This is a genomic window from Pseudomonas sp. V98_8, assembly GCF_029967975.1.
GTDB classification, from domain to species: Bacteria; Pseudomonadota; Gammaproteobacteria; order Pseudomonadales; family Pseudomonadaceae; genus Aquipseudomonas; species Aquipseudomonas umsongensis.
Genome location: NZ_JASCAE010000053.1, coordinates 102,097 through 116,522 on the forward strand (window position 1 = coordinate 102,097; position 14,426 = coordinate 116,522).

At 60.6% G+C, this 14,426-nt stretch carries 11 protein-coding genes and 1 pseudogene; 8 read left to right on the forward strand and 4 right to left on the reverse strand.

Features of this window, described 5'->3' with window-relative positions:
- The first annotated feature begins 14 nt into the window (after positions 1–14).
- From QLG10_RS18290 to QLG10_RS18305, 4 genes and pseudogenes are all read left to right on the forward strand, one after another.
- Positions 15–1,319: a homoserine dehydrogenase gene (locus QLG10_RS18290; protein ID WP_110755152.1), complete on the forward strand. Its 1,305-nt coding sequence runs from the start codon at positions 15–17 to the stop codon at positions 1,317–1,319.
- A 69-nt stretch (positions 1,320–1,388) separates the two neighbouring features.
- The gene (thrC, locus tag QLG10_RS18295; protein ID WP_020795649.1) at positions 1,389–2,798 is read left to right on the forward strand and encodes a threonine synthase; all 1,410 of its coding nucleotides are present in this window, start codon (positions 1,389–1,391) and stop codon (positions 2,796–2,798) included.
- Positions 2,799–2,919: 121 nt separating this feature from the next.
- Positions 2,920–3,855, forward strand: a pseudogene (locus QLG10_RS18300) (transporter substrate-binding domain-containing protein); the annotation flags it as partial.
- 173 nt (positions 3,856–4,028) lie between these two features.
- A complete protein-coding gene (locus QLG10_RS18305) occupies positions 4,029–4,316 on the forward strand; it encodes a DUF3509 domain-containing protein (protein WP_020795651.1) in 288 nt (95 codons plus the stop codon).
- A 168-nt stretch (positions 4,317–4,484) separates the two neighbouring features.
- Here the strand turns inward: QLG10_RS18305 and QLG10_RS18310 are convergent, their stop codons facing one another.
- On the reverse strand, positions 4,485–5,453 hold the full coding sequence (locus tag QLG10_RS18310) for a TIGR02285 family protein (protein WP_110755136.1): 969 nt from the start codon (positions 5,451–5,453) through the stop codon (positions 4,485–4,487).
- Positions 5,407–6,606, reverse strand: coding sequence for a CaiB/BaiF CoA-transferase family protein (locus QLG10_RS18315; protein WP_110755135.1), 1,200 nt, complete (start codon positions 6,604–6,606; stop codon positions 5,407–5,409). Before QLG10_RS18315 ends, QLG10_RS18310 begins: the two co-directional genes overlap by 47 nt.
- A 147-nt stretch (positions 6,607–6,753) precedes the next feature.
- Here QLG10_RS18315 and QLG10_RS18320 point away from each other — a divergent pair, with 147 nt between their 5' ends.
- The 3 genes from QLG10_RS18320 (at position 6,754) to QLG10_RS18330 (ending at position 10,452) form a co-directional block, all read left to right on the forward strand.
- Positions 6,754–7,296 (forward strand): YaeQ family protein, encoded by a 543-nt coding sequence (locus QLG10_RS18320; RefSeq protein ID WP_008057823.1) that lies wholly within the window; start codon positions 6,754–6,756, stop codon positions 7,294–7,296.
- 57 nt (positions 7,297–7,353) lie between these two features.
- A complete protein-coding gene (recJ, locus tag QLG10_RS18325; protein ID WP_083348302.1) occupies positions 7,354–9,063 on the forward strand; it encodes a single-stranded-DNA-specific exonuclease RecJ in 1,710 nt (569 codons plus the stop codon).
- 282 nt (positions 9,064–9,345) lie between these two features.
- The gene (locus QLG10_RS18330) at positions 9,346–10,452 is read left to right on the forward strand and encodes an NADH:flavin oxidoreductase/NADH oxidase (RefSeq protein WP_110755134.1); all 1,107 of its coding nucleotides are present in this window, start codon (positions 9,346–9,348) and stop codon (positions 10,450–10,452) included.
- A 55-nt stretch (positions 10,453–10,507) separates the two neighbouring features.
- On the opposite strand, the gene QLG10_RS18335 is transcribed toward QLG10_RS18330, so the two are convergent.
- Entirely contained in the window at positions 10,508–12,133 is a 1,626-nt protein-coding gene (locus tag QLG10_RS18335) for a glucan biosynthesis protein D (RefSeq protein ID WP_110755133.1), read from the reverse strand.
- Between the two features lie 411 nt (positions 12,134–12,544).
- On the opposite strand from QLG10_RS18335, the gene QLG10_RS18340 reads away from it, so the two are divergent.
- Positions 12,545–12,730 (forward strand): hypothetical protein, encoded by a 186-nt coding sequence (locus QLG10_RS18340; RefSeq protein ID WP_008057830.1) that lies wholly within the window; start codon positions 12,545–12,547, stop codon positions 12,728–12,730.
- Between the two features lie 135 nt (positions 12,731–12,865).
- Here the strand turns inward: QLG10_RS18340 and QLG10_RS18345 are convergent, their stop codons facing one another.
- Positions 12,866–14,350 carry an amino acid permease gene (locus QLG10_RS18345; protein ID WP_188265658.1) on the reverse strand — a complete coding sequence of 495 codons (1,485 nt, stop codon included), beginning with the start codon at positions 14,348–14,350 and terminating at the stop codon, positions 12,866–12,868.
- Between the last annotated feature and the right edge of the window lie 76 nt (positions 14,351–14,426).

Below are 14,426 nucleotides of genomic sequence, written 5' to 3' on the forward strand. Positions count from 1 at the left end.
ATGGGGAGTTCACAGTGAAACCGGTCAAAGTAGGCATCTGTGGGTTAGGGACCGTCGGTGGCGGTACCTTCAACGTACTTCAGCGCAACGCCGAGGAAATTGCTCGTCGTGCCGGGCGTGGAATCGAAGTGGCACAAATTGCCACGCGCACGCCAAAGCCTCAGTTCCAAACGACCGGTATTGCGATTACCACCGATGTCTTCGAAGTGGCCACGAACCCTGAGATCGACATCGTCATAGAGCTGATGGGCGGCTACACCGTTGCCCGCGAGCTGGTACTCAAGGCCATCGAGAATGGCAAGCATGTGGTCACCGCGAACAAGGCGCTTATCGCCGTTCACGGTAATGAAATTTTCGCCAAGGCACGCGAGAAGGGCGTGATCGTTGCGTTCGAAGCGGCCGTGGCCGGCGGCATCCCGGTGATCAAGGCGATCCGTGAAGGCCTGTCCGCCAACCGCATCAACTGGGTGGCTGGCATCATCAACGGCACCGGCAACTTCATTCTCACCGAGATGCGGGAGAAAGGCCGTACCTTCGAAGACGTGTTGGCCGAAGCCCAAGCCCTGGGCTACGCCGAAGCCGACCCGACCTTCGACGTCGAAGGTATCGATGCGGCGCACAAACTGACGATCCTGGCGTCCATTGCCTTCGGCATCCCGTTGCAGTTCGACAAGGCCTACACCGAAGGCATCACCAAGCTGACCACCGCTGACGTGAATTACGCCGAAGCCTTGGGCTACCGCATCAAGCACCTGGGCGTGGCGCGCAGCACCGCGGCCGGTATCGAGCTGCGCGTGCACCCGACGCTGATCCCGGCCGATCGCCTGATCGCCAACGTCAACGGCGTGATGAACGCGGTGATGGTCAACGGCGACGCCGCCGGTTCGACCCTGTTCTACGGCGCGGGCGCCGGCATGGAGCCGACCGCTTCGTCGGTGATTGCCGACCTGGTGGACGTGGTTCGCGCCATGACCTCGGACCCGGAAAACCGCGTACCGCACCTGGCGTTCCAGCCGGACTCGCTGTCGGCGCACCCGATCCTGCCGATCGATGCCTGCGAAAGCGCGTACTACCTGCGGATCCAGGCCAAGGATCATCCGGGCGTCCTGGCCCAGGTGGGCAGCATCCTGTCCGAGCGTGGCATCAACATCGAGTCGATCATGCAGAAGGAAGCCGAGGAGCACGATGGCCTGGTGCCGATGATCCTGCTGACCCACCGTGTGGTGGAACAGCGTATCAACGACGCCATCGAGGCACTGGAAGCGCTCCAGGGCGTGGTTGGCCCGGTAGTGCGGATTCGCGTCGAGCACCTGAACTAAGCCGTTATCGATTACCGGGCGCCGTGACCGGCGCCCGGCATTGCGAACACTGTCCCAATGGAGTCAGTCATGCGTTACATCAGTACCCGCGGCCAGGCACCGGCCCTGAATTTCGAAGACGTCCTGCTGGCAGGCCTTGCCACCGACGGCGGTCTGTACGTCCCGGAAAACCTGCCACGTTTCACCCAGGAAGAAATCGCTTCCTGGGCCGGCCTGCCGTATCACGAGCTGGCCTTCCGCGTTATGCGTCCGTTCGTCACCGGCAGCATCCCGGATGCCGATTTCAAAAAGATCCTTGAAGAAACCTACGGTGTGTTTGCCCACAGCGCCGTCGCGCCGCTGCGTCAGTTGAACGGCAACGAATGGGTGCTGGAGCTGTTCCACGGCCCGACCCTGGCGTTCAAGGACTTCGCCCTGCAACTGCTCGGGCGCCTGCTCGACTACGTGCTGGAAAAACGCGGCGAGCGCGTGGTGATCGTTGGCGCCACTTCCGGCGATACCGGCTCGGCGGCCATCGAAGGTTGCAAGCACTGCGAAAACGTCGACATCTTCATCCTGCACCCACACAACCGTGTGTCCGAAGTGCAGCGTCGGCAGATGACGACCATTTTCGGCGAGAACATCCACAACATCGCCATCGAAGGCAACTTCGATGACTGCCAGGAAATGGTCAAGGCGAGCTTCGCCGACCAGGGCTTCCTCAAGGGCACACGCCTGGTGGCGGTAAACTCGATCAACTGGGCGCGGATCATGGCCCAGATCGTCTACTACTTCCACGCAGCCCTGCAACTGGGCGGTCCGGCGCGCTCGGTGGCGTTCTCGGTGCCAACCGGTAACTTCGGCGACATCTTCGCCGGCTACCTGGCACGCAACATGGGCCTGCCGATCAACCAGTTGATCGTCGCCACCAACCGTAACGACATCCTGCACCGCTTCATGAGCGGCAACCAGTACGTCAAGGAAACGCTGCACGCGACCCTGTCGCCGTCGATGGACATCATGGTGTCCTCGAACTTCGAACGCCTGCTGTTCGACCTGCACGGTCGCAACGGCGCGGCGATTGCCGGGCTGATGGACAGCTTCAAGCAGGGCGGCGGTTTCAGCGTCGAGCAGGAGCGCTGGACGGAAGCGCGCAAACTGTTCGACTCGCTGGCCGTGGACGATGAGCAAACCTGCGAAACCATCGCCGAGGTCTTTGAACAGACCGGTGAAGTGCTGGACCCGCACACCGCGATCGGCGTCAAGGCCGCACGCGAATGCCGTCGCAGCCTGGATATCCCGATGGTGATCCTGGGCACGGCCCATCCGGTCAAATTCCCGGACGCCGTGGAAAAAGCCGGTGTAGGAAAAGCCCTCGAGCTGCCTGCACATCTTTCTGATTTGTTTGAAAGAGACGAGCGCTGCACCGTATTGCCGAATGACCTGAAGGCCGTGCAGGCCTTCGTCAGCCAACACGGTAACCGCGGTAAGCCTTTGTAACGGGCAAACCCTGTCACACAACAAAGCCCGTCTCCTGACGGGCTTTGTTGTTTTTGCATGCCACACTTGCCAACAGGATTCGCCCACGGAGAGGGGCGAGCGGTTCTGCAAGGAAGTGGCAATGCCGGTTTACAGACAATCCAGGCCAGCGGCGTGCTGGCTGCTATTGCTCAGTGTCCTGGGCATCATGGCTCAGTGGGCAATCGCCGCGCCTGAACCGGCTCGTGAACCGGCAAAGGCGGGCGCCGGTGTGCGGATCGCGCTGGATGCCCTGGAACTTGAATGGATTGCCGGGCAACCGCCCGTCAAGGTAGCGTCGCTGGAATACCCGCGCTACCTGTTCAAGAATGAACAGGGCCAGTGGAGCGGTCTTAACAGGGACATGCTCGATCGCATCAGCGCCATGACGGGGCTGCGTTTTGTCCATGTCGAGTCATTCTCCATCGAGCATATGCTTCAAAGCCTGGAGCGCGCAGAAGCGGACATGAGCACGACGCTGGCAATGAATGACGAGCGCAAGGTGTTCCTGGATTTCAGCCATTCCTATGGCGGCTCTGGCTGGGTGTTTGTCGGGCGGGCCGGGGCACCGCAGGTCGAGTCACTGCAGCAGTTGGCCAAGCGCGTGTTGGTACTGCCGACCCGGCATGTGCTGGAGGCGGTGATTCGTCGTGACCACCCCAGCATCGAGTTGCGTTCGGTCAAGACCTATGCGCAAGCCCGCGCGCTGGTGGAAAGCGGGGAGGCCCATGCCACCATCGAAAGCGAAACAGGCGCACGACTCTTGCCCTTGGGCCAGCTTCAGGTGGGGCAAATCGTGGAAGCCCAGTGGGACCCGGACTACCTGACGGTACGCAAAGGCCAATCGCAACTGCTCAGTATCCTCAACAAGGCCCTCGAGGCTTTTCCTCCCGCTGAACTACGTGCCTTGCGTTCGAAGTGGCTCAATGGCGATCCCCTCCCGACAGCCTGGCAGCAATTTGCCCCATGGGCTGGCTGGGGCCTGTTGGCCGCCAGCCTGTGTGGTTTGCTCTCGCTACGCTGGAGGCGCCGTTTGGCCGGACAGGTGTAAGGCTGATGTTTTTTCCCTGTCATCTTCGCCGTGCATGCTCTATCGACCGCAGGCGCAGGCTCACCTGCACGCGGTTTTCAGAACTTTCTACTCGGCCCAGCGGTCATTTACAGTACACACGCCCCAGGCACTTTGTTTTCGGACTATTGAGTGGTGATCGGATGGAAAGTATCAGTCTATTGCTCGGTGAGGCTCTGAGCCCGTACCAGGTGACGTTGACCCCGTCAGGCATACATGGCGAATGCCGGGTGACCTTGAAGAATGCAATCGGTGCCATAGTGGTCGATCGGGTGTTCAATCAGGCGCAGTTGGCCGACAAGCGTCAGTTGACGGATGTCGTCGACGGTCTGCACCGCGATGTGCTGATTGCCGAAGGACGCCTGGAGCCCTGCGTTATCGCAGCGTTGCGCAATGCGGCACAGGACAAGTTGGTGGCTAGCCGAAATTGAATGGCCGGTTGTGGGAACCTTCCTGCATCCTCATCGTCAGATCCAGTAACAGCGGGATCAAGCATTGTGCTCCGGTGCTTGTCGCTTGCTGTTACTGGTCTTTGAAAGACCACGTTTAACCCCGAGTCGTCTCCCCACTTCTCGGGGTTTCTTTTTGCCTGGCAATTGTCAGTAGCCGTCCTGATGCTCGAAAAATTCCCGGGCTTCTCGCAGGTAGTCGCTGCGGCTTTGCGGGTCGAGCCAGCCGGCATACGCCTCGCTCAAATGGTCTCGGGGCAGGGCGCGCAGCAATTGGTTGATCTCGATGATCGCCTGCCGTCCCTGGGGCGTATTGGTGCAGCCGATGTAGCCGGACAGGTATCTGCCGGTGCCACGAACCGGATAGAACTGCAGCTCCTCTTCCGCGATCCCTTGTTGTCGCGCCTGATAGCGAATCTCCGGGCGATAGCCCAACAGCAACTGCAGGCGTCCCAGGCGTTGCATTTGCAGCAGGCTGCCCAAGGCGTCATTGCCGTAATGAAGCGTCAGCGCCTTGCCCGGCGCCTGTTTGAGCAGGGCGTCAAGGTATTCGCCATAGTTGCGTTCGGCAACAATGCCCAAGGTCACGTTGCCGGTGGCCAACAGGGCCGCCAGGTCTACCTCTCCATCCTTGAGGAACGGCGTCAGTATCTCCCGATCGTTGCTGCGCACGGCCAGGCCATTGCTCATGGCGCGAAAGACCGGCAGGGAAAATGCGATCCAGCTTTCGCGCTCCTTGCTCCAGTTCAGCGCCGCATCGCAGGTGAGGGAGGGTTCGTGAAGCATTTGCAAGCCACGGGCACGATTGACCTTCATCACGCTGTGCCGGTACTGCGGCATGCCGGCGATCAGCTGCCGGAGCAATTGATCGATGACCCCCTGGCCTTTTTCCGGTCCGTTGAAAATGAACAGCGGCGGTAGATCGCGTTTCAGCCAGACCAGGGATTCCTTGGGCTGCGCGGACACGGGCGAGGCCAGCGTAACGATCAGGGCCAGGCTCGCCAATGCGCGCAGGCGTCGCCCGGCCAACAGCAGGCCGGGCTTGATGAGTCGCGCAAACAAACGCTTGAGCTCAGATGGCTCCGTCTTTGCGCAGTTGTGTGATCTGCGACGCGTCATAGCCAAGTTCCTGGAGTACCTGGGCATTGTGCTCACCCAGTTGCGGGCCGACCCATTCACAATCACCGGGTGTCTCTGAGAGTTTCGGCACGATCCCTGGCATCTTGAAGTCCTTGCCATCGGGCAGCTTGGCCTGCAGGAACATTTCCCGGGCGAGGTACTGAGGATCGCTGAACATGTCTTCGGCGCTGAAGATCCGGCTGGCCGGTACGTCGGCCTGGTTCAAACGCTCGATGACGGTGTCCAGGGGCAGTGAATTGACCCAGCGATCGATGACCCCGTAGATTTCGTCGCGACGGCTGTCGCGGCCGTCGTTGCTGGCCAGCAGCGGATCGTTGGCCAGGTCTTCCCGGCCAATGAGCAGCATGAAACGCTTGAAGATGGCATCGCCATTGGCGCCGATCTGCACATGCTTGCCATCGGCACTGGTGTGGATCGAAGAGGGCGTGATGCCCGGCATGATGTTGCCGGTGCGCTCGCGGATGAAGCCGAACACGTCGAACTCCGGCACCATGCTTTCCATCATGGCGAAGATCGCCTCGTACAGCGCCACGTCCACTACTTGCCCCTGACCGCCATTGACCTCGCGGTGACGCAGGGCCATGAGGGCACCGATCACGCCCCACAGCGCGGCAATCGAGTCACCGATGGAGATCCCGGTGCGCACCGGCGGCCGATCCTCGAACCCGGTGATGTAGCGCAGGCCGCCCATGGATTCGCCGACTGCGCCAAACCCGGGTTGATCCTTCATCGGGCCGGTCTGGCCGAAGCCAGAGAGCCGCACCATGACCAGCTTTGGATTCAGTGCATGCAGGACGTCCCAGCCCAGGCCAAGCTTTTCCAGTACGCCGGGGCGGAAGTTCTCGATCAGGATGTCCGCTTCACTGAGCAGTTTCTTCAGGATCGCCTGGCCGTCCGGATGCTTGAGGTTGAGCGTCAGCGACTTTTTATTGCGTGCCTGGACGAACCACCACAGCGAGGTGCCCTCGTACAACTTGCGCCATTTGCGCAATGGATCGCCGCCGTCCGGCGACTCGACCTTGACCACATCGGCACCGAATTCAGCGCAAATGCGCGAGGCGAACGGGCCGGCGATCAAGGTACCCAATTCGATGACTTTCAGACCTGAGAGCGGTTTGGCAGAGGACGGCATGCGGGCTCCTGTTGGACAAGGGTTGAGCGAGTACAGAGTTTTAACATAGCCGACTGTCAGGCGCCCAAGGGAGATCGCCTTCTATTCGTTGATTGGTGGCTGCATCGGTTAGACTTGCCGCCTTTCCACGTATCAAGAAGCCCGTTCATGGCCCAGCCGTCCACGACCTACAAGTTTGAACTGAACCTCACCGACCTCGATCGCAGCGTCTACGAGTCCGTCAAGCAGACCATCGCCCGCCACCCTTCGGAAACCGAAGAGCGCATGACCGTGCGCCTGCTGGCCTACGCCCTCTGGTACAACGAGCAACTGTCGTTCGGCCGTGGCCTGTCGGACGTGGATGAACCAGCGTTGTGGGAAAAGAGCCTGGATGATCGCGTCCTGCACTGGATCGAAGTCGGCCAGCCGGACGCCGATCGCCTGACCTGGTGCTCGCGCCGCACCGAACGCACCAGCCTGCTGGCCTACGGCAGCCTGCGCGTGTGGGAAGGCAAGGTGATCCCGGCGATCAAGAACCTGAAAAACGTCAACATCGCAGCGGTCCCTCAGGAAGTCCTGGAAACCCTGGCCAAAGACATGCCCCGGGTGATCAAGTGGGACGTGATGATCAGCGAAGGGACGATTTTCGTCACCGACGACCGCGGCCAGCATGAAGTCCAGTTGCAGTGGCTGTTGGGCGAACGCGGCTGATCAGTCGCTGCCTCACCGGTTTTATCCTACGTATTGAAGAGAAGCCCCTGTCACCCCATGCGCATCGAACCTCGCCAGCTGCCCGACACCCTGCCATTTCTCGGTGATATCCCACCGCTGCTGACCCGGCTGTACGCAGCGCGGGGCGTGCAATCCGAAGCCGAACTGGACAAAAGCCTGGCACGGTTGATTCCGTTCCAGCAGCTCAAGGGCATCGAGGCAGCGGTGGATCTGCTGGTGACCGCACTCCAGCAGCGCCAGAGGATCCTGATCGTTGGCGACTTCGATGCCGACGGTGCCACCGCCAGTACCGTGGGCACCCTGGGCTTGCGCTTGTTGGGTGCGGCGCATGTCGACTATCTGGTGCCCAACCGATTCGACTACGGCTACGGCCTGACCCCGGAAATCGTCGCCGTGGCCCTGGAGCGTCAGCCACAGTTGCTGATTACCGTGGACAACGGCATTTCTAGCGTCGAAGGCGTGGCCGCGGCGAAAAAGGCCGGGCTCAACGTGTTGGTCACCGACCACCATTTGCCGGGCGATGAACTGCCGCTGGCCGATGCCATCGTCAATCCGAACCAGCCCGGTTGCACATTCCCGAGCAAAGCGCTGGCCGGCGTCGGGGTGATTTTCTACGTGCTGATGGCCTTGCGCGCGCGTTTGCGCGAACTCGGCTGGTACGCCAGCAAGCCGCAGCCGAACATTGGCGAATTGCTCGATCTGGTGGCGCTGGGCAGCGTGGCCGACGTGGTGCCGCTGGATGCCAATAACCGCATCCTGGTGCATCAGGGCCTGGAACGCATACGCGCCGGACGTGCCCGGCCAGGGATCAAGGCGATTCTCGAAGTGGCCAAGCGTGATCATGCGCGCATCACCTCCACCGACCTGGGGTTTATCGTTGGTCCACGCCTCAACGCCGCCGGGCGACTGGATGACATGAGCCTGGGCATCGAATGCCTGCTGACCGAAGACGTGGCGCTGGCGCGGGAGATGGCGGCGCAGCTGGACGGGATGAACCAGGACCGTAAATCCATCGAGCAGGGCATGCAGCGTGAAGCGTTGGCCCAGCTCAAGGATTTGCCGGTGGAGTCGATGCCATTCGGTTTGTGCCTGTTCGATCCCGAATGGCACCAGGGCGTCATCGGCATCCTGGCCTCGCGCATGAAAGAGCGTTATTTCCGTCCGACCATCGCCTTTGCCGATGCTGGCGACGGGCTGCTCAAGGGCTCGGGGCGTTCGGTGCAGGGCTTTCATATTCGCGATGCCCTGAGCGTGGTGGCGGCGCAACATCCGAACCTGATCACCAAGTACGGTGGTCATGCCATGGCCGCTGGCCTGACGCTGCCGGAGGCGAATTTTCCATTGTTCGCCGAAGCTTTCGACGCCGAAGTGCGTCGGCAATTGCGCGACGAAGACCTGACCGGGCGTTTGCTGTCGGACGGGGTTTTGGCGGTCGAAGAATTCCACCTCGAACTGGCCCGTGCATTACGCCACGCCGGGCCTTGGGGCCAGCACTTCCCGGAGCCGCTGTTTCATGGCGTGTTTCAGTTGGTCGAGCAGCGTGTCGTCGGTGAACGGCACCTCAAGGTGGTACTCAGGAGCGAGTGCGGCTCGGTCAAGCTCGATGGCATTGCCTTCGGGATCGACCGTGAGGTCTGGCCAAACCCGACCATCAAGTGGGTAGAGCTGGCTTACAAACTCGACGTCAACGAGTTTCGCGGCAATGAGACCGTGCAACTGATGATCGCCCACATCGAACCCCGTTGAACCCGCCCTGTAGGAGCGAGCATGCTCGCGATGGTCGCCAACGATGACGCTGGCTACCTGACACCCCGCGGTGACTGGGACCCCATCGCGAACATGCTCGCTCCTACAGGAGAGGGGGCGACATCCCCCGATGTCGACTAGGCTCTAAAGCACTGCTTGATTATCCTTGTGACGTCTTGTCAATCTTTTGCCCGCGGGGGCGGGTGCTGCATCCCTTTCATGTCACTCGTCGACTATTCAAACAGAACCCTGGAGCCTGCCCACTGATTTGAGAGGTGCCCCATGAGTCTGCTGCTTGAACCCTACACCCTGCGTCAATTGACCTTGCTCAATCGCATTGCGGTATCGCCAATGTGCCAGTATTCGAGCGTCGATGGCCTGGCCAATGACTGGCACCTGGTCCACCTCGGTAGTCGCGCCGTCGGCGGCGCCGGACTGGTCTTTACGGAAGCCACGGCGGTCACGGCCGACGGACGAATCACCGCCCAGGACCTTGGCCTGTGGAGCGATGAACAAATCGAACCCTTGCAACGCATCACCCGTTTCATTGCCGCTCAAGGCGCCGTTGCTGGCATCCAGCTGGCCCACGCAGGTCGCAAGGCCAGTACCTATCGACCCTGGCTCGGCAAGCATGGCAGCGTAAAGATTGACGAGGGCGGCTGGTTGCCGGTTGGCCCGTCGCCAATCGCCTTTGACCCGCAACACACACAACCCAAGCAGCTGGACGAAGGCGAGATCGCTGACGTCATCCAGGCCTTTGTCGACTCGGCGAAGCGCGCGTTGACCGCAGGATTCAAGGTGGTCGAAGTGCATGCGGCCCATGGCTATCTGCTGCACCAGTTTCTTTCGCCCCTGAGTAATCAGCGGCGTGACCAGTACGGCGGTTCCTTCGAAAACCGCATTCGCCTGGTCTTGCAGGTCACCGAAGCGGTGCGCAAGGTCTGGCCCGAAGAGTTGCCGCTGTTCGTGCGGGTGTCCGCCACCGACTGGGTGGAGGATGGCTGGAACCCGGATGAAACCGTCGAGCTGGCGCGACGCCTTAAGGACTTGGGTGTGGACCTCATCGACGTCTCGTCAGGCGGTACGGCAGTCAACGCGGAAATCCCCACGGGTCCGGGTTATCAGACCCGCTTCGCCGAACGTGTGCGCAAGGAGTCAGGCATCGCTACCGGTACGGTGGGCATGATCACTGAGCCTGCACAGGCCGAACATATCCTGCGCACCTGCCAGGCGGACATCATCTTCCTCGCTCGTGAGCTGTTGCGTGATCCTTATTGGGCATTGCATGCCGACGATGACCTGGGTGGGCGCAAAGCCATCTGGCCGGCGCAATATCACCGCGCCACCCATCGTGACCAACCCATTCATGAGTCGGATTTGCGGGATTGAGTGAGGTCGCAAACCAAAAGCCCCGGTCGATTTGACCGGGGCTTTGTTTTCTCCGTCAGCTGTACTTGCGCTTGTCCGGTGCCGGCGGGAAGTACTGGTACAACCACGTTTCACTCAGCGTCCGGTCATTGGTGCGAATGAACAGGCGCAGCTCCACTGGCTCGACACTGTCGTTGGTCGGATACCAGTCAAAGGTGATGCGGTAGCCCTTGATGTCATCGAGCACCAGCACGTTGAAGTCCTTCACCTCTCCGTTCGAACAGGTGACCACCGGTTCTATCCCGGCGCCTGCAGGCAAGCGATCCAGGCCCCCACCGGTAAAGTCCACGGCGAAGCGACGGGCCCAGACCTCTGGGTAATGCTCGCCCGGCGCCCAGCCTTCGGTAAAACCGCCCATGCCCGAACGGGTCGCGTTGACCCGTGCCAGCGGCGTGCCGACGGGTGGCAGGGCGCTCCAGTACAGTTTGTAGCCGTAATTCAGAGAGTCGCCGGCCGCCACCGGCTTTTTCGGGGTCCAGAAGGCAACGATGTTATCGAGGGTCTCGCCGGTGGTAGGAATCTCCAGCAGATCGATAGAGCCTTCGCCCCACGGGGTCGTCGGTTCTACCCACAGGCTTGGGCGTCGGCTGTACCAATCGACAGTATCCTGATAGCTGGCGAATTCGTGATCGGTCTGCACCAGGCCGAAACCTTTCGGGTCCTTGTCGGAGAAGGCGTTGAATTGCAGGGTGGCCGGATTGTTCAGCGGGCGGCAGATCCACTCGCCATTGCCGCGCCACATCGCCAGGCGATCGGAGTCGTGGATTTGCGGGTGAATGGTGTCGCACATGCGGCGCTCGTGGGTGCCGCAACTGAACATGCTGGTCATCGGCGCAATGCCCAGTTGTTCGATGGCGGTGCGCGCGTTGACATGGGCGTCGACCTCCATCACCACGCGTTCGGCCTGGCAATCGATGTCAAAGCGGTAGGCGCCGGTCGCGCTCGGCGAATCGAGCAAGGCGTAGACCACGAAGCGCGTGCTGTCCTTGTCTGGCGTCTCGAACCAGAACTTGGTGAAGTCGGGGAATTCTTCGCGCTTCTTCGCATAGGTGTCGATCGCCAGGCCGCGGGCCGACAAGCCGTACTGGCCGGTGGCGTCTACCGCTCGGAAATAGCTGGCGCCGAGGAAAGACACCACGTCGTGTTTGTCCAGTTCCGGCGCCTTGAACAGCTTGAACCCGGAAAATCCCAGGTCGCCCTTGAGCTGCTGGGTGTCGACGGACGTATTCTCATAGTTGAACAACGAAGGACGGAAATGCACTTCGCGGGCCATGTGGCTCTTGGGATCGACGCTGTACATGCGCACTGGCTGGCGAAAGCCCATGCCCACATGGAAAAACTGCACATCCAACTGGCCATTCAAGTCATTCCACAGCGAATGCTTGCCGTCATAGCGAATGGCATTGAAATTCTGCGGGGTCATGGTCGCCAGGGTGGGCGGCAGCACCTGCTTGGTATCCTGGTAGCGGTTGCTGGCCAGTTGCTTGGCCTGGACCTTCAGCGCTTCGAAGTCGAACGCCTGGGCTTCGCCGTCCGCTGTGCCATTGCTTGCCCAGGCACCGGCAGCGAGCAGGCCGGTGGCCGACAAACCGGAGTAGGCGGCGATGGCCATGGAGGCTTTTAGCAAATTCCTGCGATGCATAAGTACAACCTGTCGTGAACGATCCCGCGCCGTTCCTGGCACTGCTGGATCAAAAATATCGGTTCGGACATGCCTTCGGCCAAACGCAACTGCCTTTAAACAGATAACGAATAGCTTAAACCGTTCGGTTGCGCAGCAAAAACGATTGATGGCGTGACGATGGCGCGGCAATGAAACAAGAGATGTCGGTTAACGTTTCCGACAGGGGTTTCTGATTTATAGGGCATTTATGCGTTTTTCGACTAATTACTCTAAAAAGCCCTTTTCAGCGCCCAGATAATTTCTATTCTATGGGCATGACCGGTTTCTGCCCTTCGGGCCGGTGGGCTTCAGTGGACACAGGGTGCTACTGAAAAGGGTAGGGCGATGCAATATCTGAAGTTTTCTTTGACGTAGAGAAGGACATCGTCCATGTCGAAAGTACAAGGCATCACCGAAATCCTGGGAATCTTTGCGTGCCTATCTACTGGCCGGCGCAGACGTCGGCTCAATAGCGAGGAAATGAAATTGGTGGAGCGCTATCGCGAGTTGTCGGAGAGTGATCGCATTGCGATGCGTTATCTGGTGGATGCGATGCGCAGTGTTTCGCGGTTTTGAAGAAATGGATCGTTCAACCGCAGCAAATTTGCCGCGGCTGAATGTTCGCCCTTTACATCCGCGTGTCGCGATAACTGTTTCCAAATGCTCGCCTGTTGCAAGCCCCGGTACCTATTGGCACCGGGGCAACTTACTTTACCGACGAACCTTCCACGCATCCCCCGCAGGTGCCGTGCCGTGGTCATACGGCTTGGCGATCCACATGTAGAGCAGTCCCAGGCCAATGACGATGGCGGTGCTCAAGACCATGGCGTAGTTGATGTACCACGCCGCATCCGGCGTCCGTGGCCAGGCCATGTTGATGATTGCGCCGACGCCGTAGACCAGCGCGCCGATGTTCACTGCCCAGCCCCAGGCGCCGAGGGTGAATTGGCCGCTCGGTTTCCAGCCTTTGAGGCGGGCATACAGCGCCGCGAGCACGATCATCTGGAAGGCCAGGTAGATGCCGATGGCGGCGAAGCTGACGATGGTGGCGACTGCATCCTGCAGGAAGAAGCCGAGGATGATGATCAGCGCTGGCAGGACGCCGGACACGAACAGCGCGGCAACCGGAACCTGGGTTGTCGGAGAAATCTTCTTCAGCAGTCGGCTGCCGATGACCATTTCATCCCGGGCGTAGGAGTACAACAGGCGACTCGCCGCCGCTTGCAGGCTGATGACACAGGAGATGAATGAAATCATCACCACGCCCATCACCATTTTCGAACCGATTGGGCCGAAGGCGTTGTTGAGGATGGTGCCGACCGGGTCCTTGTCGGTGCCGTCGATCACCGCTTGCATGTCTGGCACGGCGAGGATCAGTGCCAGACAGGCGAACATTGCCGCAATGCCGCCGATGTAGATGGTCATGCGCATGGCCACCGGGATCTTCTTGCTCGGGTTCGGGGTTTCTTCGGCCACGTCGCCGCAGGCCTCGAAGCCGTAGTAGAGGAACATGCCCGCCAGCGAAGCGGTGAGGAAGGCCGGCAGGTATGAGCCATCGATGCTGATGTCGAAGGTGTTGAACAGCACGCCAATCGATTGATGGCGCTCGAAGACCAGCAGGTAGACGCCGACGATCACTGCACCCACCAGTTCACAGAGGAAGCCGAACATGGCAATGCGCGCCAGCACCTTGGTGCCGCTGAGGTTGATCAGGGTGGCAAACAGCGTCAGCACCAGGGCAATGACGATGTTGGTGTTGTTGTTCGGTTCAAAGCCGAGCATGGCGGCCAGGTACGGGCCGGCGCCGACGGCTACGGCGGCAATGGTCACGCACAGCGCGATGGAGTAGATCCAGCCGACCATCCACGCCCAGCGCTTGCCCACAAGGCGACGCGCCCACGGGTAAACGCCACCGGAAATCGGGAACTGCGACACCACTTCACCAAAGATCAGGCACACCAGCAACTGGCCGCAACCGACCAGCAGATAGGCCCAGAACATCGGTGGCCCGCCAGCGGCGAGGCACAGGCCGAAGAGGGTATAAACCCCTACGACCGGCGAGAGATAAGTGAAGCCCAGGGCGAAGTTTTCCCACAGGCTCATGCTGCGATTGAAGTTGGAGGTGTAACCCAGTTTTCGCAGTTGCTCGGCGTCGCTGTCGACGACGGCAGTAGAGAGATCGGGTGATGCAGTCATGTGTGTTTCTCCGGAAAATCGGCAGATTTCGGATGTCCGAAGCCGTGGGGGGGGGGGGGGGGGGGGGGGGGGGGGG

Excerpts from the sequence above, each read along its gene's own strand:
- QLG10_RS18310 (WP_110755136.1), bottom strand. The coding sequence starts at position 5,453 with ATGACGCGTCGCAGATCACACAACTGCGCAAAGACGGAGCCATCTGAG.
- thrC (WP_020795649.1), top strand. The coding sequence starts at position 1,389 with ATGCGTTACATCAGTACCCGCGGCCAGGCACCGGCCCTGAATTTCGAA.
- QLG10_RS18330 (WP_110755134.1), top strand. The coding sequence starts at position 9,346 with ATGAGTCTGCTGCTTGAACCCTACACCCTGCGTCAATTGACCTTGCTC.
- QLG10_RS18305 (WP_020795651.1), top strand. The coding sequence starts at position 4,029 with ATGGAAAGTATCAGTCTATTGCTCGGTGAGGCTCTGAGCCCGTACCAG.
- QLG10_RS18315 (WP_110755135.1), bottom strand. The coding sequence starts at position 6,606 with ATGCCGTCCTCTGCCAAACCGCTCTCAGGTCTGAAAGTCATCGAATTG.
- QLG10_RS18335 (WP_110755133.1), bottom strand. The coding sequence starts at position 12,133 with ATGCATCGCAGGAATTTGCTAAAAGCCTCCATGGCCATCGCCGCCTAC.
- QLG10_RS18340 (WP_008057830.1), top strand. The coding sequence starts at position 12,545 with ATGTCGAAAGTACAAGGCATCACCGAAATCCTGGGAATCTTTGCGTGC.
- recJ (WP_083348302.1), top strand. The coding sequence starts at position 7,354 with ATGCGCATCGAACCTCGCCAGCTGCCCGACACCCTGCCATTTCTCGGT.
- QLG10_RS18320 (WP_008057823.1), top strand. The coding sequence starts at position 6,754 with ATGGCCCAGCCGTCCACGACCTACAAGTTTGAACTGAACCTCACCGAC.
- QLG10_RS18345 (WP_188265658.1), bottom strand. The coding sequence starts at position 14,350 with ATGACTGCATCACCCGATCTCTCTACTGCCGTCGTCGACAGCGACGCC.